This is a genomic window from Vibrio coralliilyticus ATCC BAA-450, from assembly GCF_000176135.1.
Taxonomy (GTDB): domain Bacteria; phylum Pseudomonadota; class Gammaproteobacteria; order Enterobacterales; family Vibrionaceae; genus Vibrio; species Vibrio coralliilyticus.
Map to the genome: position 1 here is coordinate 477,978 of NZ_ACZN01000015.1, position 25,536 is coordinate 503,513.

Sequence of the window (25,536 nt, forward strand, 5' to 3'; positions counted from 1 at the left end):
ATTCACTTTCACTCTATCAGTAGCTATGAGAACATTCGCTTGCACATAAAGTTGGACATACCCGTTTGATTTAGGTCTCACGCTATAGCCTTTACTTACAGGCGTACAACAAAAACCACAGAGCAAATTTGGAGGCTCATGTGTCAGTCATCAATTTTTTTGGGAAGAAAAAGTCCAGTAGTCCGGTCAACTCGGATATGGACAGACAAAGAAAGTACGAAGCGCTTGTCAGAGCGTATCACAGAGATCTGTACCGCTACGCTTACTGGTTGTGCAAAGATCAGTCTGTGGCAGAGGATTTGGTACAAGAAACTTGCCTAAGGGCATGGAAATCTCTGGATAGCTTACAGGACGAAAAAGCAGCAAAATCTTGGCTCATTACTATTTTGAGACGAGAAAATGCTCGCCGCTTCGAAAGAAAACAGTTTGATCTGGTCGATATTGATGATCATGGTAATGATGCAAAGGTCAGCGATGACCCACACCATCAGTCGGAATGGGTCCAGGCACAGATCATGAAGCTGGAAGATGAATATCGCGAACCACTTTTCTTACAAGTCGTCGGTGGCTTTAGCGGTGAAGAGATTGGTGAGATACTAGGTCTGAATAAGAATACTGTGATGACTCGTCTGTTCAGAGCAAGAAATCAATTGAAAGACATGTTAGATACAGAAAACAGTCACAGAGGGCAGCAAAATGGATGAGTTAGAATTTCGTCGTCGCATCATGTCCGATCCTAAAGACCGGGACAGCGATATCTTAGAAGCAATGAAGTCGAATGATGCCAATGGCAAGTTCGCCGATGATATTCTGGATCTCGACGCTCAGATTGCCAAAGCAATGAATGTAGATGTCCCTGAAGATCTGGCCGACAGAATATTATTCAATCAGACATCAAGCACAGAATCAAACGTAGTTAGACCGAACTTTGCTAAACGTGCCATGGCCATGGCAGCATCGATTGCTTTTGTTTTTGGTTTGCTCGTTGGACAGGTGAATTGGGGGAACATCGTTGTATCTCCAGCACAAGCTAGCCTAGCTGATACAGCCATTAAGCACGTCATCGATGAAAAGCCATTTGTTCAAAATTTAGATGAAAACGTCGCTTCATCACAAATAAACGCCAAGATGATGCCGTTCGATCATCAGCTTGGTGAAAACTTCCCTTACCACGTCTACTACCTAAATCATTGTGGGTTTGGTAAGTCGAATGCACTTCACATGGTCTTCCGTGGTGAAAAAGGTAAAGTTACCTTGTTCTTAACGGGCATCGCTTCAGACAAGACGGTCGACTTCGAGAAAGAAGGTATGGCGGGTGTTGTAGAACCTGTCGGTCAGACCAGTTTAATCTTGGTCGGAGAAGAAGGTGAAGATGTTGCCAAAATCGCCGAAAATCTGATGACTATCATCAAACCGATGAGTTAACCAAATTTTAACATTTTGTGACCTACCTCATGGCTTGAACGAATCGTTTAAGCCATTTTTTTAGCATAAAATTAGAGCTCAAGCTCTAAAAAGAAGAATTTTTCAGCATTTTCTTGCCAGATACACATCATTTCCATAATTTTATCATCCAATTAGGCAATGGTCGGATTTCTATCTTTTATACTTGAGTCTAGTATCAGCCACCACTGAGCTTTTGCTCGAGTATAACGTCCGGTAGAGACGAACAAAAAAGGAAAAAGCAAAAATGAACAAGACGCGTCTGTTTAAAAAATCACTTTTAGCAGTGACCATTGCCACAACTACAATGGCTTCTCAGCAAGCTCTCGCTGCAGGTTTCCAACTTAATGCTCAATCAGCAACAGGCCTTGGCCGAGCATTCGCTGGTGATGCTGTAATTGCTGATAACGCTTCATCAATGGCTCGTAACCCAGCGACAATGGCATTGTTTGATGAAATGTCTCTATCTCTAGGTTTCGTTTCAATTACGTCTCAAATTGAAGTAAAAGATGCTCAATATAGAGTATTCAATGGCACAGGTTACACAACTTCCGCTTCTAACTATGATGATGCAGGCGATACATCAATTGCCCCTAACATTCATCTTATCGTCCCAGTAAATGACAAGTTTGCTTGGGGTGTGAACGCATACACCAACTTTGGCACGAAAACAGAGTTCGATAGCTCATTTGCTGCTTCAGAGTACGGCGGTCTAACAGATGTAAAAAGTATGAACCTCGGCGTTGCTGGTTCTTACCGTTTAAATGAGCAATGGAGTTTTGGCGCCGGCATCGACTTTATTTATGGTGAAGGTAAGCTTCAACGTACAGCTAGTCCGACTCTATCTAGCGTTTTAACTAGCGGAGCATCAACTTCATTTACAGCACTTGATACTAAAGCAGACGGTTGGGCTGTGGGTTTTAATGTCGGTACAGTTTATGAAATGGATGATAAAAACCGTTTCGGATTTTCTTACCGCTATAGCCCTGATTTAGAAGCAGAAGGTGATATTACCAAGCTGGGTACTACTTACACCTCCGATACGCTACATATGCCACTACCAGATATGGCTGAATTTTCAGGTTACCATCGCCTTAATGACAAATACGCTGTGCATTATAGCGTACAGTGGATAAACTGGAGTGAATTCGATAAGTTAGTCGCGGACAAAGCAGGTGATATTAATGACTACAAATGGCAAAATGGTATGCACTATGCTATCGGTGGTACATATTACTTGAACCAAGACTGGACATTGCGTGCTGGTTATATGCATGACACAAGTGCCCAAGATCAAGTGACTTCTATCTCTGTTCCGGACTCAGACCGTAACTGGCTGTCCGCTGGATTTACTTACCACCTAGATGAAAAATCTGACATCGATTTTGGCTTCACTTATCTCATGGGTGAGGATGTTAAAGTCGAAGAAACAACATATAGCCCAACCAACTCTGCCCTACTTCTTTCAGAAGTAACTGGTACAACTCGTGCGGATGCTATCTTGTTAGGCCTACAGTACAGCCGTAGCTTCTAAGTTAGAAAGTTAGCATAATTTATCTCTTGAAAGGGTCAGGAAACTGACCCTTTTCTTTTACAGCAAGTCTTACACTCTACTCAACCCACTGTTTCTACTCTATTTTCAGCTTACACATGTACTCAAAAATACCCCTTTCATAGTACGTATGTACGCTCAACATCGAAAACAAGCCATTAACATTTAGTCAATTAGAAAGGGATATGACCACATTACAATATTTTATGCCAAATATAGAGTTAACACTGTTTTTAATTTTTAAAGTAATAGCTCTAAACTTATGATCGCACGACAAATTATCAATACGTTCAGCGAACATAAAAATGAAAACAAACAAAACTCTCTTATCTCTTGCAGTGGCAGGTAGCCTTCTTTCAGCATCTGCATCAGTAAACGCAGCAGGATTCCAGCTCGCTGAATATTCAGCAACAGGTTTAGGTCGTGCATACGCTGGTGAAGCAGCTATGGCCGACAACGCGAGCGCACAGTGGCGCAACCCAGCAATGCTAACCTATCTCGAAGGTACTCAGATTTCTGTCGGTGCTATCTATGTAAATCCTAATGTTGATGTTAGTGGTAGTGTGGATGGCTCAAAGTCTTTAAGCCCTTTACTTCCTACATCTAATGCATCTTCCGATGATTTCGCGAATGATGCCGTTATTCCTAACTTTTATATCTCTCACAAGTACTCTGAAAAAGTCGCTGTCGGTTTTGCAATGGGTACCAACTACGGCATGGAAACTAATCTAGGCGATGACTTTGCAGCAGCACATTTTGGTAATGAAGCTAGCGTCACAACCATGGAAGCCAACCTGAACGCTGCTTACAAGCTTAATGAGCAGTTCAGTTTTGGTGGTGGTATCCGCTACGTAATAGGTGAAGGCAGCTTTGGCGCAAAAACACCGCAATACAATGTATTGTCACAGCCGCAAGGCACTACTCTAAAGTACATGGAAGGTGATGATACCGCTTGGGGTTGGCAAGTCGGTACAGCTTGGCAAATTAATGAAGAGCATAGAGTTGGTTTTACTTACAAATCTGAAATTGATCTTAAACTTGAGGGCTACGCAACGGGTATTGGTTTTGACTCAGCCCTTAGGGACGGGAACCGTGACAACGGCTCTATGGATCTCGCCTTACCTGCAACTGCAGAAATAGCAAGCTTCCATCAGCTAACGGAAAAACTGGCGATCCATGCTAGCTTAAACTGGACAGATTGGAGCAGCTTCGAGAAACTTGAAGCACAGCTTGATACCTATGGCACTAAAATGGTTAAGGTTGAAAATTGGGAAGACAATTACCGCTTTGCTATCGGTGCTACCTATCAGGTTGACCAAAAACTAACTCTACGCACAGGCGCGGCATACGACACGTCAGCAGTTAGTGATAAAAACCGTACAATTACCATTCCAGAAACCGATCGTACATGGCTGAGCCTTGGTGCAAGCTACGAGTTTACTAAACAGTTCACATTGGATGGCGGATTAACCTACATCCTTGCGAAAGATGCACCAATCACCGAATCACGTGGATACGCATCGGATGATGAAGCACAAAATGTTGCAGGCCAATTCGTCGGCGAGACTAAAGGCAACATCTGGCTAATCGGTGTTCAAGCTAATTACAAATTCTAAATAAATTATCCCGCAAAGAAAAAGGCTTGGTCATAACCAAGCCTTTTTAATTAGAAATCTTCATCCAGATATTCATCTAGGTAAGCTTCTTCATCTGCATCGTAATCGTCCTTAGGCTCGATTTCTGCTTTAAAGTCTTGCCTTTGAAGAAATGCATCGCGTGTAAGCGCATAAGGATCGGGAGAGTTCTCCAACATCGCTTCTTGAGATACTAATGCAGCGCGTGTTTCCATACCTTCGAGCGCCCATTTACCTAGCCCAGCCCAGAAATTGAGTAATGACAGTGGGACATATAAGCCATCAACAATGTCTGTAGATTCGCGCACAGTCCAAGGACCATAGCCTGGTACCATCACATATGGCCCATTACCTACCCCATAATGGCCAACGGCGTCACTGAAAGCTTTCTCATTATGGTCGGTGATCCCCGCTTCAGACGCGATATCAATGATGCCTAAAAGCCCAAAGGTACTGTTAATCCAAAAGCGATTGAAATGATCGAGTGCTTTCTCACCATTCCCCATTAAGATGTTGTTCACCATACTTGCTGGCTCATCTAAGTTGCCAAGGAAGTTGGATACGCCATGACGCAGAGGATCAGGCACGTAGTTAACGTATGCCAACGAAACCGGACGAACGAAGTAAGGGTCTAAATAGTCATAGTTAATTGTCCACATCGTGCGGTTAAACCCCTCAAATGGGTCATTGACCTCAGATTCGGCTGACGTTGAGTGTTCACTTTCCTGAGGTGAGCCCGCGCAGCCAAATAGAAAAATTGACGTACAAGCAATCACCCATATCTGAGACTTAAAGCTCTTCATTATTATAATTTCCATAAAAAAGGCCGGTGTAGTCACCGGCCTTCGTACATTCATAAGGGGTATCTATTGATACTGCTTATCAATTATAACTTCAACAGGTTCGCCCATTTTAACGGCTTCGCTCTCTCCAAACCAGTCCCCTTGTTTGGTTGCCACATTTCCATCGCTATCTAGACGCACTCTTACCATCAAAGATTCAAGTGAAGACAGTTTACGGTCTTGCAACATGCTGTTTCCATCATCCAAAACAACGGTTCTTGGGAAAGAGCCCATCGGGTACCTGGCAGCAGCTACTGGCATCGGAGAACCATCGGCAGTGTGAACTGAAACGATCAGCGCTGAATTGGGATCAGCCTGAACCTCAGCGCTCAACGCGATAGAGACAGAAACAGATTTACCGCTCGAAACGTGATCACCCATTTGTTTCTGAGCATTTTCAATGCTGCGAGAGAGCATCTCATAACGACTGTCCTGCGGACCGATCATCTGCTGCATAACACTCCAGTAGCGAACTGCTGCTGGGTAGTCTTTGCGTTCATATGCATCGAAAGCTAACAATGAGAATACGCGTAAATCAACGTAATCGCTCTGAACCAGCTGACCAAGAATCTTACGTGCTTTGTCTTGATCGATATCATCCTGAGACAACATCAAAGCTTGCGCATAACCCAATTTGACATCTGCGTTGTCTGGTTCAAGTCTGTACGCTTTTTTCATTGACCCAATTGCCGTTTCCACATCCCTATTGGCTAGTGCAATACGACCAAGGAGCAACCAGCCTGTAGAATCATCAGGTTGGTAGTGCAGACGGGTACGAAGTGCCAGAGTCAGATCCTGCATTTCGTCGTCGCTCAATGCCGTACCTTCTGGTGCCATAAGCTTTTTAGACAAAGCAGGAAGATTTGCACTCACTTGCTGCCATTCCACAACTTCATCCGAAGCACCGAATTTCATGTACATGGTGTAAGACAACACTACAACCAAAAGAACCGATGGAATAAGCACTGCCATTGGTGAGATGCCGTTTTCACGCTCGACTTTCTGATCTTCCGGGATATCGTCTAATAGCGATTGTTTCAAATCGTCGATCAGATCTTGTTGGTTTTCAACTAACCCTTCTTCGGCTTCTTCTTCGAGCTCCGATAAACGGTCTTTGTAAAACGCCTTGTTTAACTCATCACGCAATGCTTCATCATTATTCGCTTTTTTTCTAATGATCGGCAAAGCAATCAGCAGTGAGCTCAGTACCACAAGAATGACTGAAGCTACCCAAAATAGTGTCATTACTGCTTATCTCCATCATTCTTATTATCCAGCAGCTCTTTCAAGCGCGCTTCTTTCTCTTTATCCCAAGATTCTGCCTGTTCAGGTTGCACCTTACGTGCTCGAGCTCTTAGGACAATAAAGCCAAAGCCAAATACCACGACAAAAATCGGCCCTAGCCATAAAATTGATGTCGCCATTGTGAATGGTGGATTGTAGGTAACAAAATTGCCGTAACGAGCAATCATATAATCAACGATTTCCTGTTTTGACTTACCTTCTTTGGTCATTTCATACACTTTTTGACGTAAGTCGACAGCCAACTCTGCGTTGGAATCCGCGATAGTATTGTTTTGACACTTAGGACAACGAAGGGTGTTCCCGAGTTCTTTGAACTGCTGCTCTTGTTCCAAGTCATCAAACTCATAGATTTGGATTGTGGCATGTGCTGCCAAAGACAAAGTCATCGCAGCAAACAGAGCCAATATCATCTTTTTCATTGTCCAGCCTCCGCCAGAACTTGCTCATACATCGGCTTCAGTGTTTCGTTCCAGTTACGGTCATTCACATCACCGACATGGCGATAACGAATTTTGCCTTGCGCATCAATAAGGAATGTTTCTGGAGCACCATATACGCCCAAATCTAAACCAAGCATTCCGTTACCATCGAATAAGCTGATCAGGTATGGATTACCAAGTTCATTCAGCCACTGAACGGCTTTATCACGTTCATCTTTGTAGTTCATGCCAATGATCTTAACACCTTGCGACGCTAACTCATTCAGGTACTGGTGCTCTGCATAACAAGTTGGACACCAAGTCGCCCATACGTTTAGCAGTAGTGGCTCACCTTTAAAGATGGACTGATCGTAAAGCTTGCCTGGCTCGGCGAGATCTTCAAGACGAAACTCAGGAACCGATTTGCCGACAAGTACCGACTCTAGCTTGGTAGGATCATCGCCATGTGAGTTTTTAACAAGTTGGGTGGCGAAAACTGCCACCAACCCCAAAAACGCCAACAGTGGGATGAATAGTAATTTCTTATTCATTATGCCTCCTGCGTTTTTGCACTTTTTCTGAAACGATAACGCTTGTCACTGATTGCAATAGCACCGCCTAGAGCCATTAGCAATGAACCAGCCCAGATCCAGCGAACAAACGGTTTGTAATAGATACGTACTGCCCAAGACTTGTTATCGTCTAGACGTTCGCCCATCGCGATATACAAATCACGAGTCACACCACGATCAATCGCAGCTTCTGTCATCATCGAGCGTGCAGTGCGATAGAAGCGTTTTTCTGCATGAAGTGTATTGATGTACTTGCCGTTATGAGTGATTTCAAAGTCTGCAATATAACCATCATAGTTAGGGCCATCTTTGTCACGAAGTCCTTCAAAGTAGAAGTCATAGCCTTGAATGTTGTAATGCTGACCAGGAGCCAAACGTACATCTCGCTCGATACTGTAGTTCTGAACCATCGCAATACCAATGATGCTTACAGCAAGCCCAATATGCCCCATCATCATAGCCCAGTGGCTACGTTGAAGTTTCTTGATACCAACAGAAAAACTGTGACGGTGAGTCGCACGCTCATGCAACTCAAAACCGTGCATGAAGATAATCCACAACGCCATCACCCAGCCTAAATAAGCCATAAACTGGAAGAAATCGGCAAACAAGTAAACAAACACACCTGCAAGTACAAGTGACGCTACACCGGAAACCAGCATAGGCTTGATCAAGCTTGATAAGCTATCTCGTTTCCAACGAATCAGCGGACCGATACCTAGCAAGAAAGAGAAAGGAATCATCAGCCACGCAAACAACATATTGAAGAATGGTGCACCGATAGACACTGAGCCCAAGCCAATCTGTTTATGAACTAGCGGTAACAATGTGCCGACCAAAACCACCACCAAAGCAGCAATCAACAAGACATTGTTTGATAGCAGGGCATTCTCACGTGAAACTAAGCTAAAGTTACCTCGGACACGAACGGTTGCCCCTTTCAGAGCGAACAGCAGTAACGAACCACCAATAACAAACACTAGGAAACCGAGAATAAACATGCCGCGTGATGGATCAGATGCAAACGCGTGAACTGAAACCAAAATACCCGAACGTACTAGGAAAGTACCTAATAAACTCAGCGAGAACGCGGAGATTGCCAAAAGCACAGTCCAAGCTTTAAAGGTGCCGCGTTTTTCAGTTACAGCTAATGAGTGCATTAACGCTGTACCCGCAAGCCAAGGCATAAAGGAGGCGTTTTCTACTGGATCCCAGAACCACCAGCCACCCCAGCCGAGTTCGTAGTACGCCCACCAAGAACCTAGTGCAATACCTAGAGTCAGGAATAGCCAAGCCGCTGTCGTCCAAGGTCGAGACCAACGAGCCCAAGCCGTATCAAGTCGACCTGTCATCAATGACGCAATAGCAAAAGAGAACGCAACTGAGAAGCCTACGTAACCCATGTAAAGCATTGGTGGGTGAATAATCAAACCTGGGTCTTGAAGCAGTGGGTTTAAGTCACGACCATCGACAGGAAAGAATGGCAAGGTACGTAGGAACGGGTTAGATGTAACGATGATGAACAGTAAGAATCCAACCGTAATCATGCCCATTACAGCAAGAACACGAGCAACCGACTCTTGTGGCATGCCACGACTAAATGTCGCAACGGCAACTGTCCAAGCGGCTTGAATCAAAACCCAAAGAAGCAAAGAGCCTTCATGTGCTCCCCAAACCGCTGTCAGGCGATAGTACCAAGGTAACTGACTGTTTGAGTTGGTAGCAACATAGTTGAGCGTGAAGTCATTGGTGTAGAACGCCCAAAGCAGCACACAGAAAGATAAAAGAAGTAGCAGGAACATGCCCCAAGACAGAGGTCTTGCGGTGTTCATCAGCATAGTATTATTTCGAGACGCACCGACTAACGGCAGTATGCTCAACAGCACTGCCATTGCCAGTGAAACGATCATTGCAAAATGACCAATTTCAGCAATCATTGACCGCTTCCTTGTTTTTGTTGTTCTGTATACTCAAGCGGTTGGTGATTTTTCTTCATCGCTTCCGCTATCTCTGGCGGCATGTATTCTTCATCATGCTTTGCTAACACTTCAAAAGCTTCAACGGTCGTCGCATCTTTCAACACACCCTGAGCAACAATGCCCTGCCCTTCACGGAACAGATCTGGAAGAATACCGTCATAGACGATGGTGACCTTAGGGCCGACATCATGCAAATCGAAAGAAACACGCAGTGATTCAGGGTCTCGTCGAACCGAACCTTCAACCACCATACCGCCAATTCGTAGACGTTGGCCGACTTCAGGTTTGGTGCCATCAGGTTTACCGTCAACCAACTCTGTTGGTGTATAGAACAAATCCATATTCTGATTTAGTGCGTAAAGCATTAAACCAACGGTAGCGCTAATACCAATGAAAATTGCTAAGACAATGCCCAGCCTTTTCTTTCGCCTAGGGTTCATAATGTGTTCTCCAAATTTTTAGCCGCATCAATACGCGCTTGCCTGTCTACCTTCGACTGCACTTCATTCAACAGGTTTTTACCACGGCGGATACTGACCAGAAGCAGAACAAACATCGAAAAGAATGTGATACCAAAAGCGCTCCAAACATAGCCGGCATAACCGCCCATCGCGAAAAAATCGCTCAAAGATTCAAAATGCATCGTTTAGTTACCTCGCTGAGATTTAGCCTGAGCTAAAGCAATCACCCACGGGCGGTGACTCTCTTTGCTAATAATCTCATTGCGTAGACGAATCATCGTCACTACACCAAAGAAAAATGCAAAACCGAAAATGTTCAGCAATAGAGGCCAAAGCATATCGCTAGAGATGGAAGGTTTTGCAAATTTAGTGATAGTCGCTCCCTGATGTAGGGTATTCCACCACTCTACTGAGAAATGAATAATCGGTAAGTTCACAACACCAACAATCGCCAGAATACCTGCCGCTTTGGCTGCTGTTTTCTGATCATCAAACGCGTGATAAAGCGCGATGACACCGAGGTAAAGGAACAAGAGGATCAGTTCAGAGGTTAAACGTGCATCCCATACCCACCATGCACCCCACATCGGCTTACCCCATACAGCCCCTGTAAGCAGAGCAATGAAGGTATAAACCGCACCGATTGGAGCCATTGCAGAGGCGGCCATGTCTGACAGCTTGACCTGCCAGACTAAGCCAATAAACGCAGCAATCGCCATAGACATGTAAACACCCATAGACCAAATCGCAGAAGGGACATGGATATAAATAATCCGGAAGCTATCACCTTGTTGATAGTCAGAAGGGGCGAAGGCCAGTCCCCATACCGTTCCTACCGATAAACACAGTAGGGCTAATATGGAAAACCAGGGCAATAGCTTACCACACAGCTGATAAGCGGTTTCGGGCTTGGCATAAGGATGGAGCCATTTCCACATCGTCGTTCTCACTCTTACTTCAGTGTTGTCTTATTTACGTCTCTTGGACTTTTTTTTGACAATTATTAGTTTTGTAATTTATAGAAAGGGGGAAATTTCGTGCTTGATCGAAAACAATTAATTGACACTTACTCTCAACGCAGCACTAATCGCAAATGGTGTCAGTGTCATAGCTCCCATAAACATCGCCCCTAGTATTGCAAGCTGACCGTTATACGCCATTCCAAGTGAAGCAGCGTCAATAGCCGAGGTCGCAAAGATCAATACGGGAATGTACAGCGGTAAAACCAACAAGCTGAGTAGCACGCCCCCTTTTTGTAGACCGACTGTCAACGCGACACCAATAGCACCTATAAAACTCAACGTTGGTGTACCTATCAGTAATGTTGTAACAACAGCCAGCCAAGAATTCATATCAAGAGAAAGTAAAATAGCCAGCAAAGGGCTAATCAGAATCAACGGTAAGCCTGTCAAAACCCAATGTGCAATCACTTTTGAAATCACGACTATAGGCAATGGGACAGGCATTAACATCATTTGTTCCAGTGAACCATCCTGAAAGTCATCCCTGAATAATCGTTCAAGAGATAACAGTGCAGACAGCAATGCCGCAACCCAAACAATACCAGCAGCAATACGAGCTAGCAGGTTGGGTTCTGGGCCAATACTGAGTGGGAAAAGTGTAATCACTATGATGAAAAACCACAGTGGATTGAATATGTCTGCCTGACGGCGAAACGCTATAAGCAATTCACGTCGAATAATGCTGTTCATTGTTGCAAACATAGCTAATCACCCAGTTTTATTTTTCTTAGTTTTGGATTGTCAGCGAACATGTCCTGATGCGTTGTAAGTATCACAATGCCACCATCTTCAGCATGACTAAGGAAGAGAGATTCCAGAACTTTCACTCCCTGTTTATCAATCGCCGTCAGCGGCTCATCCAAGATCCAAAGTTTATGGTCGCTCAGCCACAAACGGGCCAATGCAACTCGACGTTGTTGTCCAGCAGAAAGCTGAGCAACGGGTACATCTTCACGACCCACTAACCCTACTTTCATCAAAGCGCTATAGATAGTCTCTTTACCTACAGGCTTACGAGAATGAATATTGAGATAGAACCTTAAATTTTCATAAGCAGTTAGCTCACGCTTCACACCTGTTTGATGGCCCAAAAACAGCAGATCCTGATGATAAGCATCTCGGTTTGACTCAATATTTTCGCCGTTCCAGAAAATCTCACCACTATCACGATCTCCGAGCCCAGTTACGATACGCAACAACGTTGTTTTGCCCGTACCATTTCGGCCTTCAATCTGTACTAACTCACCGGAATTTATAGTAAAAGATAGGGATTCGAAGAGAATTCTTTCATCTCTGATGGCAGTCAGTTGAGATACTTCTAACATGAACGTTCACTACATAAATTTCGTGCGGGTATAGTACCACAGCCGTACTCACACAAAATAGAATTAGCCCCATACGAATCACGAAACTCGGTAAGATTCTGTTAATAATCTATCACAGCCCCATTTAACTACCACTAAATGGTTACAAATGAACACAAAAAAAGGATGCTGTTTGCATCCTTTTTCAATCGTTATTTTCTCGCGCTTTTTCGCCGCACTGATGTTTTTCGTTGTTCATTGCCAGCTCTTAGGGGAGGAATCTTCTCTTTCCCTGCAATCTTCTTTTGCAAGGATAACATCAATTCAGCTTCAGCTTTAGGCAATTCACACTCTTCAATAAGCTCGTTAACGTCAGCGCCTAACTGAACCATTTTTGTGGCTCTCGAGTACAATCGACCATCACCATCTTCCTGTTCTAGTTCTGATATTCTTTCATTCAGGTGCTGGATGAGATCCTGTTGCTCACTGACTCGTTGCCCTAAGCCGACAACCACAGAGCGTACTTCAAGCAGTTGTTTTGTAGCCTTCTGCAGCTCTTTATCGAGGTGGCGATTCTGTTGCCGCCAATGATCGGCCATTAGCCGCTGACTTTTCTTAATTCGAAAAAGAGCCAATACAAACAACAGTACAACTAACGCAATAGCTCCTGCGATCACAGGAGCATTTGCAAATACAACTGCATCCATTACAGGTGAGCCATCTCATCCCATTCTTCGTCAGTCAGAAGTTTGTTCAGATCAACCAAGATTAGTAGCTTACCGTCGCGGTTGCTCACACCCTGAATGAACTTAGCACTTTCATCAGTACCAACACTTGGCGTGGTATCAATTTCAGAAGAACGCAAATAAACCACTTCCGCAACACTATCCACTAGAATACCAATCACCTGATGTTCAGATTCAATCACAATGATGCGCGTATTATCGGTAATTTCACCTTCCATCAAGCCGAAGCGTGAACGAGTATCGATTACCGTTACGACGTTACCACGTAGATTAATAATACCTAGAACATAATCAGGGGCGCCCGGTACAGGAGCAATCTCTGTATAGCGAAGTACTTCACGTACCTGCATTACGTTGATACCGTAAGTTTCTTCTTCTAGCTGGAACGTCACCCACTGAAGTACTTCGTCATTGGACTGATCTTTTCTTACTTCGACTTCATTAGTTTGAGACATACCTATTCCTCTCTAAGCCTAAATCGGCATAAATGTTTTATTTATCTAAGGCTTTTACATCAAGTCCTGCATTAAGCATAGCTATCAATGCTTCAACATGGATCAAAGCACACATTTTTTCTTTAACCATTCCAGCTAGCCACGGACGCTTCCCTGCCGTTTTGCGCCAGCGGACTTTCTCTGGATTAAGCGATTCTGTTCCTTTTAGCTGTGTTGAAGCGAGCCCCCACATACTTTCATCTAGCATCACTATGTATTGATATTCATCCTTATAGCTATCATCTATCAGCTTTTCGGCCATCACCCACTTTGCCGTGTCTACCACATCTAGCTGAGCCTCTCGGCTTGTTTGGAGGCCTAAATACCATTCAGGACGCCCTATCAGATGATTCAATTCCGCTATTCGGTGTATACCACCTAGTTCGTCTAGGGGAACCGCAAAAGTCACGCTATTCACATCAAAGTAAAGTACCTGAAACTCTGCGTCACGCTCAGTCGAATGCCAAATACCTAATGCGCTGCCACCAGCTTGAGTCTCAGGTTCGACAGAAGCTTCTTCTGCCAATTCAACTTCTGGCTCTTCAATTTGAATTTCAGCTTCTGATTCTACTTGGATGGTTTCTTCAACAAGGTCAGAAGCGTCCAACTCAGCCTCAACTTTCGGCTCGTCTAAGTCAGGAACTTCAACTTCCCAATCCTGAACTTCTTCAGCAACCTCTTTGGCTTCAGCAATCTGAACCGTGTTTTGCTCCATCACCTCTTCAAGCTGAAGCTCTGCAACAGGGTTGGTGGACTCCAGTTGTTCCAGCAGTCTTTCCACATCATCTAAATTGGGAACTTCTACTTCCGCAGTTGGTGCTGAATAGTAGCTTTTCTCTTCAACTGACTGAACAACGGGCTCCAGTTCCATCTCTTCCGGCGCTGGTAAGGTATCTGGAGCGCTTTCGGGAACCTCTGACAATTCTTCAATTTCAATTGATTCGTCGAGTAACGCTGAAAAATACTCATCCAGCGCTTGTTCACTTGAGAGTAAAGTATTGCTACTCATCCACTGCTAACCTCTCTAAATAGATCAACAGTTGCTTGTATGCGAAAACACCCCGACTACCCGATGCAAAATGTGAAACTGGAAGATGTTTTAAACTGGCATCTCGGAACTTGGTATCGATCGGTACAGCCGATGTCCAAACCTGATTAGGGTAATCCTTCTTCAGTTGCTGTAATGTCTGCAATGATGCTCGCGTTCGCTTATCATACATTGTCGGAACAATGGTTACTTTAAATTCACGATTACGCGATTTTTGCATAATCGCCAATGTTCGAACCATACGCTCCAAGCCTTTCATCGCCAAGAACTCTGTCTGGACTGGAATCAATATACGATTGCTCGCAGCCAACGCATTGACCATCATGACCCCTAAAATCGGCGGGCAATCAATGAGCACATAGTCATAATGCTCTTTTATTGCCATTAGAGCTCGCTTGAGGATCAACCCCATTCCACTGCGATTGCCCATTACACGGTCAAGCGTCGCAAGCGACATATGGGCAGGTATTAAATCAATGCCTTCAATATCTGACTTCATGACCAAAGGTAAAACGCTTTGTTCACTAAACTCTTTGAGTTGGAAAAGATCGAACAGGCTTGAAGCCACACCGTCGGAGTCATAACCTAAATACGTAGTCAGAGATGCATGCGGATCCGTATCTACAAGTAGAACGCGTTTTCCTTGTTTGCTAAGCAAACCAGCCAACGTGATCGTCGTTGTCGTTTTACCAACACCGCCTTTCTGGTTTGCAATACTCCAAACAATCATGCGATACCTCTACGACAGGCCAACTTCTACCAGAATGCGCTCAGCAATGCGCTCTAATGGTAAGTCTTCGGTGGAAATACCCGCTTTAGCCACAGCTTGAGGCATGCCATAGACAACACAACTCTCTTCGTCTTGCGCCCAAATTGTTGAGCCTGCGCTTTTCAACATACGAGCGCCTTCTCTTCCATCTGCTCCCATACCAGTCAGAACCATTGAAAGTACTTGATCAGAATAGATTTTCGCTGCACTGCCAAAGGTTACATCAACACAAGGCTTGTAATTCATTCGCTCACCGCCATCGATGACACGTAACTTTGCAGAGCCAGGGCGCCCGTCAATCATCATCTGTTTACCACCAGGCGCTAGGTATGCAACTCCTGGTTTGAGCGCATCGCCATCGGCCGCTTCTTTAACCTGAATTTTACATAGCGAGTTTAAACGACTCGCAAACGCAGCCGTAAACGTTGCTGGCATATGCTGAATCAACACGATTGGATGCGGATAGTTAGCAGGTAGCTTTGTAAGTATTTTTTGTAGTGCAACAGGCCCTCCGGTGGAAGTTCCGATTGCAGTCAGCTGGTATTTTTTGCCACTTGCTTTAAATCTCGCAGCTGAAGACGGCTTAGAGGCGGTCGCTGCTGGGCGCGTCGGTCGCTGCGTGGGAGCTGTCGACGTAGAAGGTTGCCTTGCCGTCGGAGTAGCCGTTGGTGCTGGTTTTGCCGCAGGGCGACGCATAAAGGTACGGCGTGACGAGATTTGAATTACGCGCTGCTGTAACAGAGAAACTGCATCATCACGGTTACGTGCAATATCCTCAAACTTCTTCGGCAAAAAGTCCAATGCACCTGCATCAAGCGCATCTAACGTTGCTTTAGCACCATCATGAGTCAAAGAAGAGAACATCAAAATTGGAACCGGACTTTTTGCCATGATCTCACGAACGGCTGTTATACCGTCCATGACTGGCATTTCAATGTCCATAGTAATGACGTCTGGCTTCAATCTGATCGCTTTTTCGACCGCTTCTTTACCATTGGTCGCAACATCCATCACCTCTAGTCTAGGCTCTGAATTGATTATTTCACTGACTCGGCGACGGAAAAAACTCGAATCATCTACCACTAAAACTTTAATCGCCATAGCAATCCTTTTTTGTTCTACGACTTAGATTCGAGAAGCAGCTGCATACTGCTTAAGCAAATCCGGCACATCCAGAATTAGAGCGATATGACCATCGCTGGTAATCGTTGCACCTGCCATTCCTGGCGTGCCTTGAAGCATGCTATCAAGCGGTTTAATAACCACTTCTTCTTGCCCAATCAAGGTATCCACAACAAAACCAACACGTTGGCTACCGATCTGGACAATCACAACATGCCCATGACCTTTACGAAGCTCTACATCTCCAGCTTGAGGCGCTAACCAATTCTGTAAGTAGAACAACGGAATCGATTTTTCACGAACGATAATAGTCAACTGACCGTCTACGACGTTAGTCCTGCTCAAGTCGAGGTGGAAAATTTCATTCACGCTTGCCAGTGGTAGCGCAAACGGATGTCCAGCAACACCGACCATCAAGGTAGGAAGAATAGCCAGAGTTAACGGAACTTTAATCGTAATCTTAGTTCCTTTACCCATTTCTGAATCGATGTCGATGGAGCCATTAAGGGTGTTAATAGCGGTTTTCACCACATCCATACCCACACCACGACCAGAAATGTCTGAGATTTGTTCTTTACTAGAGAAGCCAGGCATAAAGATCAGGTTAAAACATTCTTTATTGGTCAAGCGAGAAGCTGCATCCTCATCCATGATACCGCGCTTGACCGCAATGCCTCGAAGCTTATCTGGGTCCATACCACCACCATCATCTACAATGGCTAATTCGATATGGTCGCCCTCTTGAGAAGCAGACAGGATAACTTTACCCGTTCTCGGCTTACCGGCCTTGACTCGGTCATCAGGCATTTCAACGCCGTGGTCGACAGAGTTACGTACCAAGTGAATCAGTGGATCCGCTAGTGCTTCAACTAGATTTTTATCCAAGTCTGTATCTTCACCACGCATCTCAAGATTAATATCTTTCTTCAGACTACGAGCCAAATCTCGAACAACACGAGGAAAACGACCGAATACCTTCTTTATGGGCTGCATGCGTGTTTTCATCACAGCGCCTTGAAGATCAGCAGTAACAACATCCAAGTTCGCTACCGCTTTTGACATTTCTTCATCATTGCTGTTGAGGCCCAAACTTAGTAGTCGGTTACGAACAAGCACCAATTCACCGACCATATTCATAATGGTATCTAGTGTTGATGTATCGACTCGAACCGTTGCTTCCGCTTGAGGTTTTTTAGCTTGTGTCGCTGGCGGCGCAGCTTCTTTTTTAGCCGGCGGTGCAGCTTTCTCTTTTGGTTTTGGGGCAGATGCAACTGTTGAAGCTGCAGGTGCTGCCGCCTTAGGAGCTGGTGCCGCAGCTTTTTGGGCTGAAGCCGGCTTAGCAGGTTCTGGGCCTTGCTCTACATTTTGTGTTGCGGGCTTAGTTGCTGCATCAAGCTCTTCAACTGAAGGCCCCTTACCTGAACCGTGTAAATCATCAAGTAGCTTTTCAAACTCAGCGTCTGTCATTAAATCGCTATCGCCACCACTGGCAGCAGCTGCAGGTGCAGGCGTTTCAGGTTTACTCGGCGGTGGCGGGGCAGGAGTGGCTGCCGAACCTTCACCGGGAGCTTTCCCGCTACCATGTAGCTCATCTAAAAGCTTTTCAAATTCATCATCAGTAATGTCACCGCTCATATCACCATCAAGCACAGACGGAGCGGCCGGAGCTTCTGTTGCTGCAGCGGCTTCAGAGGTCCCTGGTGCACTACCTTCACCATGAAGCTCGTCTAATAATTTTTCAAATTCATCTTGTGTAATTTCGTCAATAGAACCAGCGGACACGGCTTGCGTACTAGGTGCTTCTGGTGATGCTGCCACTGGTTCTGAAGCGACAGGCTCTTCGACAATAGGCTCTTCCACCACTGGAGCAGCAGGCGCTTCTGCCGTAGGTTCCGCTTCATCTTCAGTTTGAGGTTTGCTTAGACGATGCAACTCATCAAGCAGTGCTTGGTCTGCTGGAGTCAGAGGCTCTCTATCCTGTACTGCCTGAAACTGCTCGTTAACAGTATCCAGTGCATTCAGCATGGTATCCATTAGACTTGCTGTTACCTGACGCTGACCGTTACGCAAAATATCAAACACGTTTTCAGCACCGTGGCAGGTATCAACCAGTTCGGTTAATGATAAGAAACCCGCCCCGCCTTTGACAGTGTGGAAACCACGAAATATTGCATTTAAAAGGTCTTTGTCGTCAGGGTTGTTTTCTAGTTCTACCAACTGTTCAGAAAGAAGCTCTAGTATCTCGCCAGCTTCAACCAAAAAGTCCTGTAGAATATCTTCGTCTAATTCATAGCTCATAAGTTACCTCTAAAACCCAAGACTTGAGAGTAAGTCGTCGACTTCGTCTTGTGATGAAACCGCATCTTCCCTTTCATGAGGGTTGAGTATTGGCCCCTCTGGGTCTATCGATGATTTGTTCTTATCGTTTGCAGCGTCTTGTAGTTGACTTGCGCCAAACGCTGTCAGAATTTCCACTAGTCTCTTTTCAACTTCATTAACGAGGGTAATCACTCTACGAATGATTTGACCTGTCAAATCTTGAAAATCCTGCGCCATTAGAATTTCTGTTAGCTGCCCTCTAAGCTCGGAGCTATCTCCTTCTACTTCACCAAGTAGACCATCAATGCGATGGCACAGAGCTTTAAATTCTGCAAGTTCAATACGCCCATGCATTAATTCGTTCCACTGAGGGCGGACCTGGAGCAACCCTTCATGCAGGTTGTCTGCTATTGGCATGCAGCGGTCAACAGCATCCATGGTTTTATTCGCCGCAGTTTCTGTCTTATCAATGACATACTGGAGTCTGTCCCTAGCATCAGGGATTTCATCGTTCGCAATCTCACTCATGCGTTCATCAATGCTAAATTGCTTGATAGATTCGTGAAGATCACGCGTCAGCTCGCCTATTTCCTGTAGCATTGGATTAGAAGAGCCTTCGTGTATGTCTTTGACAAGTTGGTCAGCTTCTTTCTGCTGATCGTTTTCTAACAACTCTACGAGGTGCTTTGCCTGTTCTAATGAAATCATTCTGAATTGGCCTTTCGCGTTACGTCGTCAATTCCTTGACTTATAAACGCTCAAAGATTTTATCTAATTTTTCTTTTAGTGTAGCTGCGGTAAATGGCTTAACGATATAGCCATTAACACCTGCTTGCGCAGCTTCAATGATTTGTTCGCGCTTCGCTTCTGCTGTGATCATAAGAACAGGTAGATGCTTAAGCTCCTCGTCGGCACGAATATGCTTCAGAAGGTCGATACCTTGCATACCAGGCATGTTCCAGTCTGTTACTACAAAGTCGAACTCACCTTTCTTAAGCATTGGTAACGCCGTTAAGCCGTCATCCGCTTCTTGAGTATTATTGAAACCCAAGTCACGAAGTAAGTTCTTAACGATACGGCGCATTGTTGAAAAGTCGTCAACAATAAGGATCTTCATGTTTTTATTCAAAATTGCCTCCACTGAGTTCGATATCAGTGATTTTTAGTCATTATTTGTCCAAACACTCAACTTTGTGCGTAGACGCTGCATTGATTGGCTTAGTATTTGGCTAACGCGCGACTCGCTAACACCAATAACTTCGCCGATTTCCTTCAAGTTTAACTCTTCATCATAATAAAGCGAAAGTACTAGAGCTTCTCTTTCAGGAAGTGATTTAATTGATTCTACTAGTGCAGTACGAAAATATTCATCTGCGACGCCCTGAAAAGGGATATTTTCTTCGTCAGCATCTTCGTGCGATATCGCATCTTCTGACACACCTAAATCGTCAATACCAATGAGACGAGAACTGTTAATATCCGTTAATGCACTGTGGTATTGCTCAAGGCTCATTTCTAAGCGCTTGGCGACCTCTGCATCGGTTGGGTCCCGATTGAGTTCACCTTCTAACTGCGCAATGGCCTGACTGATTTCTCGACTGTTTTTGTGTACTGAGCGGGGAACCCAATCCCCACGGCGTATATCATCAAGCATAGCACCACGGATGCGAATGCCAGCATAGGTTTCAAAACTGGCGCCTTTACTGCCGTCGTAGTTCTTTTGAGCTTCTAATAAGCCGATCATTCCGGCTTGAATTAGGTCTTCGACCTGTACGCTCGGAGGTAATCGCCCGAGCAAATGGTGAGCAATGCGCTTTACCAGCACCGAGTATTTTTCTAAAAATGCTCGCTGGCTGTCTTGATTTGCGTATTGGTCATAGGTCAATGCCTTATTCACCAAATGGTTCCTCTAACATCTCTGTTCTATGAAGTAAGCGTTCTACAAAAAACTCCAGATGTCCACTCGGTGTCTTAGGAATTGGCCAAGTTAGCGCTTTATTTGCTAACGATCCCAAAGCTAATGACGCTGGCGAGCGAGGGAATGCATCCACGACAATCTTTTGTTTTTTCACAGCTTGTCGAACTTTATCATCCAATGGAATACATGCTACGAGCTCAAGGCTAACATTCAAGAATCGCTCTGTGACCAAGGTCAACTTTGCGAACAATTCTCTCCCTTCACGATAGCTTCTGACCATATTTGCAACAATTTTAAATCGTTGAACTTGGTGTTCTTTACTCAAAAGTTTGATCAGAGCATATGCATCCGTGATAGAAGTCGGTTCGTCACAAACCACAACTACCACATCCTGAGCTGCGCGTGAAAAGCTCACTACCATATCTGAGATCCCGGCAGCAGTATCAATGAGTAACACGTCCATCTCATCTTCTAGGCTGCCAAAAGCACGAATTAAACCGACATGTTGCGCATGAGACAATTCGGTCATTGACTGAGTGCCAGAAGTCGCCGGAATAATTTTTATTCCATACGGTCCTTCAACAATAGCATCTTGTAAGTCACATTCGCCTGCTAATACATGGCCGAGGTTTTTCTTCGACCGTATACCCAGCATTACATCAACATTTGCCAAACCAAGGTCAGCATCAAGCACCATGACCTTTTTGCCTTGGCGCGCCATACATATCGCCAGGCCTAAAGTCACATTTGATTTACCCACGCCGCCCTTACCACCAGTAACCGCAATTACTTTAGTCAGTGAAGGTTGTGTTAAGCGGCGTAGTCCGCTTGCTTGGTCTTGTATCATATTCTTAGTCATAATCGTCCGCCGCCTAGAACCTTTCTGATTCACTATTCCAATAGTGAGGTTCGTCATCTGTCGACTTCTCTAACAATTCATTTGCCTTCGCAACCATGTACTTAGGCTGCGCTATCACTATGTCTTCTGGAACTCGCTGTCCATTCGCGATATAAGCCACAGGTAATGAGTTTTGTACTACGACGCTGACAAACTCCCCTAGGCTTAACGACTCATCCAGTTTGGTGAGAATACAACCCGAAAGTGGAATTCTCTTAAAGTGGTCGATGGTCTCTTGCAGTACCTTTCGCTGCGCGGTAGCAGGTAAAACTAGGTAGCTATGAATCACTTCACCGCTTTCATGCATGAGCGTATCAAGCTGCTCTGATAAGCGAACATCACGCTGTCCCATACCTGCTGTATCAACCAGAATTAGGCGACGATTTCTCAATTGATATATTACATCGGCTAACTCTTTGGAATCTTTAGCAACTTTTACAGCACATCCCATAATGCGACCGTAAATCGATAATTGCTCGTGTGCACCGATACGATAAGTATCCGTTGTAACTAACGCGACGTTGTCTGAGCCAAACTCCATTGCAGCTCTTGCTGCAAGCTTGGCAACCGTCGTCGTTTTACCCACACCTGTAGGCCCTAGTAAGGCAACCACGCCACCACGCTTAAGAATATCCTGTTTGGAAATAGGAATTTGGTCCGAAACTAGACCCAGCAACGCTTTCCATGCTTTTGTTGGTGGCGTATCTTCAGGAATATAACATGCGAGTTGATCCGCTAGCTCAGCAGAAACCCCCATACGTTCAAGTCGTTTAATCAACATCGCACGAAGAGGTTCGCGGCGCTCAACTTCCTGCCACATAAGTCCAGATACTTGATGCTCAAGAAGTCGGCGAATTGACGTCATCTCTTCACGCATATCTTCAAGATCTTCGCCGCGCACATTCTGCTCTTCGGCACGACTGCGTTCATAACGTGTCGGGTCAAGACGTGGTGCTGGTCGCTCTGCGCTTCGGTCTTCTGCAATGAGTCGGGCTAACGGAGAGTCTTCACGTACCTGAACGCCGTTATTATCCCCTCGAGCAGCAGATTGTCTCTTAAGTAATGCCGATAGTGAGTCCGCACTTTCTGGCTCATTGCCATCGGCTTCTCCAGCACCATTACTGTATTGCTTAAGCATGGTAGCAAAGCGCTTCGTCATGGAGCGGCCTGAGTCCGCCTTACCTTGCAGACTCACTCTATCTTCGTCTAACTGACGTTGCTTGGGAGCTGGCGCGCTCTTCATATTCGCAGCGGCCTGAGAGTTGTTGTAGCGAGGTTGGGAGTTATAGTTAGCGCCTGAGCGCGCCGCGGCTGTCTCATTGTCGACCGCCGCAACAATCTCCACACCACCAGCGACTTTTTTATTAGACATGATAACCGCATCATCACCTAACTCCCCTTTGACTTGGAGTAAGGCGGTCCGCATGTCTTTGGCAAAAAATCGTTTAATCTTCAAAGTAGATATCCATCTATTCACGCATTACTGCTAGTTACCAACGGCTTGAACAATACGTATTTGTTTCTCGTCTGGGATTTCCTGATAAGAGAGCACTCGCAGCGATGGGATTGTGTTCTTCACAAACTTAGCCAATGTTGAACGCAATACGCCAGAGGTCAGAAGGACGGCTGGCTCTCCTTTCAACTCTTGCTCTTGAGTTGCCTGAGTTAAAGAAGATTGTAGTCGTTCTGCCAAACCTGGTTCGATGCCTGCAGACTCTCCCCCAGATGCTTGCATTGTTTGATGCAATATTTGTTCCAGCTCTGGAATCAATGTAATAACTGGCAACTCTGGCTCTATTCCATTGATTTCCTGAACAATTAATCGTTTTAAAGAAATGCGAACGGCTGCTGTGAGGATGTCAGGTTCTTGACTCTTGCTTGAATATTCAGCCAAGGTTTGGACGATAGTTCGGATGTCTCGGATAGGTACCGCTTCATTAAGCAAGTTCTGTAATACTTTCACCACAACGCCAAGCTGAAGCTGATCCGGCACAAAGTTCTCTACCAATTTAGGCGCACTTCGTCCAAGCATCTCTAGCAGGTTTTGCACTTCCTCATGACCAATCAGATTTGAAGCGTTGTTCGTTAGTAGTTGGCTTAAATGAGTAGCAAGAACGGTAGAAGAGTCCACGACGGTATAACCAAGTGCTTGGGCGTGCTCTCGCTGCTCATCTTTGATCCACACCGCCTCAAGACCAAAAGCAGGGTCAATGGTTGGTTCGCCTTCCACCATGCCATATACCTGCCCCGGGTTAATAGCCAACTCCATATCAGGGCGAATCTCTGCTTCACCTACTGCAACGCCCATCAAAGTAATCCGATAACTATTGGGAGTCAGCTCCAAGTTGTCGCGAATGTGGACCGCAGGAATAAGAAAACCAAAATCTTGAGAAAGCTTTTTGCGAACCCCTTTAACCCGTTCTAACAACTCGCCTCCTTGGTCTTTGTCCACTAACGGGATCAAGCGGTAACCTACCTCAAGACCAATGATGTCAACGGGTTGAACGTCATCCCAAGACAATTCTTTAGGTGTCGGAGCATCTTGCTCTGTGGTGGCTGGTAGATTGGATTTCTCCGCTTCCTGTTTCTGTTTTCGATGAATCCAGTACGCACCAGCACCTGCTAAAATCGCAAGCAACAGAAACGCAAAATGCGGCATACCAGGAACGACACCCATCACGCCAAGAATACCAGCGGTAATCATCAGTGCTTTCGGGTTGTCGAACATCTGGAACACAACCTGCTGTCCCATATCTTCGTCAGTGTTCTGACGAGTTACCATGATTGCGGCACCAATCGACAAGAGTAGCGACGGTATCTGGGCAACCAAGCCATCACCAATAGTCAACAAGGTATAAATCTGGATGGCGTCACTGAATGCCAATCCATACTGGGCCATACCAATCGATAGACCACCGATGATGTTGATAAACAAAATCAGGATACCTGCAATGGCATCACCCTTAACAAATTTTGATGCACCGTCCATCGAACCGTAAAAGTCAGCTTCTTTCGTCACTTCCTGGCGACGAGTGCGCGCTTGGTCTTGATCGATCAATCCTGCGTTCAAGTCAGCATCAATCGCCATTTGCTTACCTGGTAAAGCATCCAAGGTAAAACGTGCGCTCACTTCAGAAATACGGCCTGCACCTTTGGTCACAACCATAAAGTTGATGATCATCAGGATGAGGAAGACAACAAGACCGACGGCATAATTACCACCAATCACCACGCTACCAAACGCTTCAATCACACTACCTGCCGCTCCGGTACCTTCGTGGCCATACAACAAAACAACTCGAGTTGAAGCAACGTTCAACGCTAGGCGCAGTAAGGTCGCGATAAGAAGTACGGTTGGAAACGCAGCGAAATCTAATGGCCTACGGGTGTAGACTGTGACCAATAACACCACCATCGCCAGTGCGATGTTAAATGTGAAGAATAAGTCGAGCAGGAATGGCGGTATTGGCAGCACAACCATCGCCAGTGTCGCCAATACCATGACAGGCGCACCTATCGCTGGCATCGCTCTCTGAGGGATGGGAGGTAACTTATCCGCGAACGGCAATGTAAACTTCATAGAAGAGAAATCTATAATTTAACCAAAATTAAGGGACTTAGGCGGTTATGCAAGTTCCAGTCCATAAGTCCTGTCAATTTTATGGCTAAACAGAAAAGTCGCAGAAAGC

Annotated in this window: 26 protein-coding genes; 4 read left to right on the plus strand and 22 right to left on the minus strand. The window is 45.2% G+C overall.

Annotation, left to right across the window (positions count from 1 at the left end; all coding sequences use genetic code 11):
* Nucleotides 1-128: 128 nt before the first annotated feature.
* The 4 genes from VIC_RS09515 to VIC_RS09530 all read left to right on the plus strand — a co-directional run bounded on the left by VIC_RS09515 (nt 129) and on the right by VIC_RS09530 (nt 4,611).
* On the plus strand, nt 129-704 hold the full coding sequence (locus VIC_RS09515; RefSeq protein ID WP_029236321.1) for a sigma-70 family RNA polymerase sigma factor: 576 nt from the start codon (nt 129-131) through the stop codon (nt 702-704).
* Nucleotides 697-1,425 (plus strand): DUF3379 domain-containing protein, encoded by a 729-nt coding sequence (locus tag VIC_RS09520; RefSeq protein ID WP_006959410.1) that lies wholly within the window; start codon nt 697-699, stop codon nt 1,423-1,425. Before VIC_RS09515 ends, VIC_RS09520 begins: the two co-directional genes overlap by 8 nt.
* 265 nt (nt 1,426-1,690) lie before the next feature.
* Nucleotides 1,691-2,977 (plus strand): outer membrane protein transport protein, encoded by a 1,287-nt coding sequence (locus tag VIC_RS09525; protein ID WP_006959412.1) that lies wholly within the window; start codon nt 1,691-1,693, stop codon nt 2,975-2,977.
* A 323-nt stretch (nt 2,978-3,300) separates the two neighbouring features.
* On the plus strand, nt 3,301-4,611 hold the full coding sequence (locus VIC_RS09530; protein ID WP_006959414.1) for an outer membrane protein transport protein: 1,311 nt from the start codon (nt 3,301-3,303) through the stop codon (nt 4,609-4,611).
* Between the two features lie 50 nt (nt 4,612-4,661).
* Here VIC_RS09530 and VIC_RS09535 read toward each other — a convergent pair whose 3' ends face one another.
* From VIC_RS09535 to flhA, 22 genes are all read right to left on the minus strand, one after another.
* Entirely contained in the window at nt 4,662-5,432 is a 771-nt protein-coding gene (locus VIC_RS09535) for an MlaA family lipoprotein (RefSeq protein WP_006959417.1), read from the minus strand.
* A gap of 63 nt (nt 5,433-5,495) precedes the next feature.
* Nucleotides 5,496-6,716 (minus strand): c-type cytochrome biogenesis protein CcmI, encoded by a 1,221-nt coding sequence (gene ccmI / locus VIC_RS09540; RefSeq protein ID WP_006959420.1) that lies wholly within the window; start codon nt 6,714-6,716, stop codon nt 5,496-5,498.
* Nucleotides 6,716-7,195 carry a cytochrome c-type biogenesis protein gene (locus VIC_RS09545; protein WP_006959423.1) on the minus strand — a complete coding sequence of 160 codons (480 nt, stop codon included), beginning with the start codon at nt 7,193-7,195 and terminating at the stop codon, nt 6,716-6,718. The genes ccmI and VIC_RS09545 overlap by 1 nt, the downstream gene beginning before the upstream one ends.
* The gene (locus VIC_RS09550; protein WP_006959426.1) at nt 7,192-7,746 is read right to left on the minus strand and encodes a DsbE family thiol:disulfide interchange protein; all 555 of its coding nucleotides are present in this window, start codon (nt 7,744-7,746) and stop codon (nt 7,192-7,194) included. Before VIC_RS09550 ends, VIC_RS09545 begins: the two co-directional genes overlap by 4 nt.
* Entirely contained in the window at nt 7,746-9,704 is a 1,959-nt protein-coding gene (locus tag VIC_RS09555; protein WP_006959428.1) for a heme lyase CcmF/NrfE family subunit, read from the minus strand. Before VIC_RS09555 ends, VIC_RS09550 begins: the two co-directional genes overlap by 1 nt.
* A complete protein-coding gene (gene ccmE / locus VIC_RS09560; RefSeq protein ID WP_006959430.1) occupies nt 9,701-10,186 on the minus strand; it encodes a cytochrome c maturation protein CcmE in 486 nt (161 codons plus the stop codon). The genes VIC_RS09555 and ccmE overlap by 4 nt, the downstream gene beginning before the upstream one ends.
* Entirely contained in the window at nt 10,183-10,389 is a 207-nt protein-coding gene (gene ccmD, locus VIC_RS09565; protein WP_006959431.1) for a heme exporter protein CcmD, read from the minus strand. The genes ccmE and ccmD overlap by 4 nt, the downstream gene beginning before the upstream one ends.
* Before the next feature lie 3 nt (nt 10,390-10,392).
* The gene (locus tag VIC_RS09570; RefSeq protein WP_006959432.1) at nt 10,393-11,145 is read right to left on the minus strand and encodes a heme ABC transporter permease; all 753 of its coding nucleotides are present in this window, start codon (nt 11,143-11,145) and stop codon (nt 10,393-10,395) included.
* A gap of 117 nt (nt 11,146-11,262) precedes the next feature.
* A complete protein-coding gene (gene ccmB / locus VIC_RS09575; protein WP_006959433.1) occupies nt 11,263-11,931 on the minus strand; it encodes a heme exporter protein CcmB in 669 nt (222 codons plus the stop codon).
* A gap of 2 nt (nt 11,932-11,933) precedes the next feature.
* Nucleotides 11,934-12,554, minus strand: a complete 621-nt coding sequence (ccmA, locus tag VIC_RS09580) for a cytochrome c biogenesis heme-transporting ATPase CcmA (RefSeq protein ID WP_006959434.1) — start codon at nt 12,552-12,554, stop codon at nt 11,934-11,936.
* Between the two features lie 191 nt (nt 12,555-12,745).
* Nucleotides 12,746-13,240, minus strand: coding sequence for a DUF2802 domain-containing protein (locus VIC_RS09585; protein WP_006959435.1), 495 nt, complete (start codon nt 13,238-13,240; stop codon nt 12,746-12,748).
* The gene (locus VIC_RS09590) at nt 13,240-13,734 is read right to left on the minus strand and encodes a chemotaxis protein CheW (RefSeq protein WP_006959436.1); all 495 of its coding nucleotides are present in this window, start codon (nt 13,732-13,734) and stop codon (nt 13,240-13,242) included. Before VIC_RS09590 ends, VIC_RS09585 begins: the two co-directional genes overlap by 1 nt.
* Nucleotides 13,735-13,771: 37 nt before the next feature.
* Nucleotides 13,772-14,782, minus strand: a complete 1,011-nt coding sequence (locus tag VIC_RS09595) for a chemotaxis protein CheW (RefSeq protein WP_006959437.1) — start codon at nt 14,780-14,782, stop codon at nt 13,772-13,774.
* Nucleotides 14,775-15,551, minus strand: a complete 777-nt coding sequence (locus VIC_RS09600) for a ParA family protein (RefSeq protein WP_006959438.1) — start codon at nt 15,549-15,551, stop codon at nt 14,775-14,777. The genes VIC_RS09595 and VIC_RS09600 overlap by 8 nt, the downstream gene beginning before the upstream one ends.
* 9 nt (nt 15,552-15,560) lie before the next feature.
* Nucleotides 15,561-16,691 carry a protein-glutamate methylesterase/protein-glutamine glutaminase gene (locus tag VIC_RS09605; protein ID WP_006959439.1) on the minus strand — a complete coding sequence of 377 codons (1,131 nt, stop codon included), beginning with the start codon at nt 16,689-16,691 and terminating at the stop codon, nt 15,561-15,563.
* 24 nt (nt 16,692-16,715) lie between these two features.
* Nucleotides 16,716-19,010 (minus strand): chemotaxis protein CheA, encoded by a 2,295-nt coding sequence (locus VIC_RS09610; protein ID WP_006959440.1) that lies wholly within the window; start codon nt 19,008-19,010, stop codon nt 16,716-16,718.
* Nucleotides 19,011-19,019: 9 nt separating this feature from the next.
* On the minus strand, nt 19,020-19,739 hold the full coding sequence (locus VIC_RS09615) for a protein phosphatase CheZ (protein WP_006959441.1): 720 nt from the start codon (nt 19,737-19,739) through the stop codon (nt 19,020-19,022).
* A 40-nt stretch (nt 19,740-19,779) separates the two neighbouring features.
* Nucleotides 19,780-20,148, minus strand: a complete 369-nt coding sequence (gene cheY / locus VIC_RS09620) for a chemotaxis response regulator CheY (protein ID WP_019277848.1) — start codon at nt 20,146-20,148, stop codon at nt 19,780-19,782.
* 45 nt (nt 20,149-20,193) lie between these two features.
* On the minus strand, nt 20,194-20,928 hold the full coding sequence (locus VIC_RS09625) for an RNA polymerase sigma factor FliA (protein WP_006959443.1): 735 nt from the start codon (nt 20,926-20,928) through the stop codon (nt 20,194-20,196).
* A complete protein-coding gene (locus VIC_RS09630) occupies nt 20,921-21,808 on the minus strand; it encodes a MinD/ParA family protein (protein ID WP_019277847.1) in 888 nt (295 codons plus the stop codon). Before VIC_RS09630 ends, VIC_RS09625 begins: the two co-directional genes overlap by 8 nt.
* Before the next feature lie 13 nt (nt 21,809-21,821).
* Nucleotides 21,822-23,303, minus strand: coding sequence for a flagellar biosynthesis protein FlhF (flhF, locus tag VIC_RS09635; RefSeq protein ID WP_006959445.1), 1,482 nt, complete (start codon nt 23,301-23,303; stop codon nt 21,822-21,824).
* Between the two features lie 30 nt (nt 23,304-23,333).
* Nucleotides 23,334-25,427 (minus strand): flagellar biosynthesis protein FlhA, encoded by a 2,094-nt coding sequence (flhA, locus tag VIC_RS09640; protein ID WP_039951694.1) that lies wholly within the window; start codon nt 25,425-25,427, stop codon nt 23,334-23,336.
* Nucleotides 25,428-25,536: the final 109 nt, after the last annotated feature.

Excerpts from the sequence above, each read along its gene's own strand:
- VIC_RS09520 (WP_006959410.1), top strand. The coding sequence starts at position 697 with ATGGATGAGTTAGAATTTCGTCGTCGCATCATGTCCGATCCTAAAGAC.
- VIC_RS09525 (WP_006959412.1), top strand. The coding sequence starts at position 1,691 with ATGAACAAGACGCGTCTGTTTAAAAAATCACTTTTAGCAGTGACCATT.
- VIC_RS09530 (WP_006959414.1), top strand. The coding sequence starts at position 3,301 with ATGAAAACAAACAAAACTCTCTTATCTCTTGCAGTGGCAGGTAGCCTT.
- VIC_RS09535 (WP_006959417.1), bottom strand. The coding sequence starts at position 5,432 with ATGAAGAGCTTTAAGTCTCAGATATGGGTGATTGCTTGTACGTCAATT.
- ccmI (WP_006959420.1), bottom strand. The coding sequence starts at position 6,716 with ATGACACTATTTTGGGTAGCTTCAGTCATTCTTGTGGTACTGAGCTCA.
- VIC_RS09545 (WP_006959423.1), bottom strand. The coding sequence starts at position 7,195 with ATGAAAAAGATGATATTGGCTCTGTTTGCTGCGATGACTTTGTCTTTG.
- VIC_RS09550 (WP_006959426.1), bottom strand. The coding sequence starts at position 7,746 with ATGAATAAGAAATTACTATTCATCCCACTGTTGGCGTTTTTGGGGTTG.
- VIC_RS09555 (WP_006959428.1), bottom strand. The coding sequence starts at position 9,704 with ATGATTGCTGAAATTGGTCATTTTGCAATGATCGTTTCACTGGCAATG.
- ccmE (WP_006959430.1), bottom strand. The coding sequence starts at position 10,186 with ATGAACCCTAGGCGAAAGAAAAGGCTGGGCATTGTCTTAGCAATTTTC.
- ccmD (WP_006959431.1), bottom strand. The coding sequence starts at position 10,389 with ATGCATTTTGAATCTTTGAGCGATTTTTTCGCGATGGGCGGTTATGCC.
- VIC_RS09570 (WP_006959432.1), bottom strand. The coding sequence starts at position 11,145 with ATGTGGAAATGGCTCCATCCTTATGCCAAGCCCGAAACCGCTTATCAG.
- ccmB (WP_006959433.1), bottom strand. The coding sequence starts at position 11,931 with ATGTTTGCAACAATGAACAGCATTATTCGACGTGAATTGCTTATAGCG.
- ccmA (WP_006959434.1), bottom strand. The coding sequence starts at position 12,554 with ATGTTAGAAGTATCTCAACTGACTGCCATCAGAGATGAAAGAATTCTC.
- VIC_RS09585 (WP_006959435.1), bottom strand. The coding sequence starts at position 13,240 with ATGGATGCAGTTGTATTTGCAAATGCTCCTGTGATCGCAGGAGCTATT.
- VIC_RS09590 (WP_006959436.1), bottom strand. The coding sequence starts at position 13,734 with ATGTCTCAAACTAATGAAGTCGAAGTAAGAAAAGATCAGTCCAATGAC.
- VIC_RS09595 (WP_006959437.1), bottom strand. The coding sequence starts at position 14,782 with ATGAGTAGCAATACTTTACTCTCAAGTGAACAAGCGCTGGATGAGTAT.
- VIC_RS09600 (WP_006959438.1), bottom strand. The coding sequence starts at position 15,551 with ATGATTGTTTGGAGTATTGCAAACCAGAAAGGCGGTGTTGGTAAAACG.
- VIC_RS09605 (WP_006959439.1), bottom strand. The coding sequence starts at position 16,691 with ATGGCGATTAAAGTTTTAGTGGTAGATGATTCGAGTTTTTTCCGTCGC.
- VIC_RS09610 (WP_006959440.1), bottom strand. The coding sequence starts at position 19,010 with ATGAGCTATGAATTAGACGAAGATATTCTACAGGACTTTTTGGTTGAA.
- VIC_RS09615 (WP_006959441.1), bottom strand. The coding sequence starts at position 19,739 with ATGATTTCATTAGAACAGGCAAAGCACCTCGTAGAGTTGTTAGAAAAC.
- cheY (WP_019277848.1), bottom strand. The coding sequence starts at position 20,148 with ATGAAGATCCTTATTGTTGACGACTTTTCAACAATGCGCCGTATCGTT.
- VIC_RS09630 (WP_019277847.1), bottom strand. The coding sequence starts at position 21,808 with ATGACTAAGAATATGATACAAGACCAAGCAAGCGGACTACGCCGCTTA.
- flhA (WP_039951694.1), bottom strand. The coding sequence starts at position 25,427 with ATGAAGTTTACATTGCCGTTCGCGGATAAGTTACCTCCCATCCCTCAG.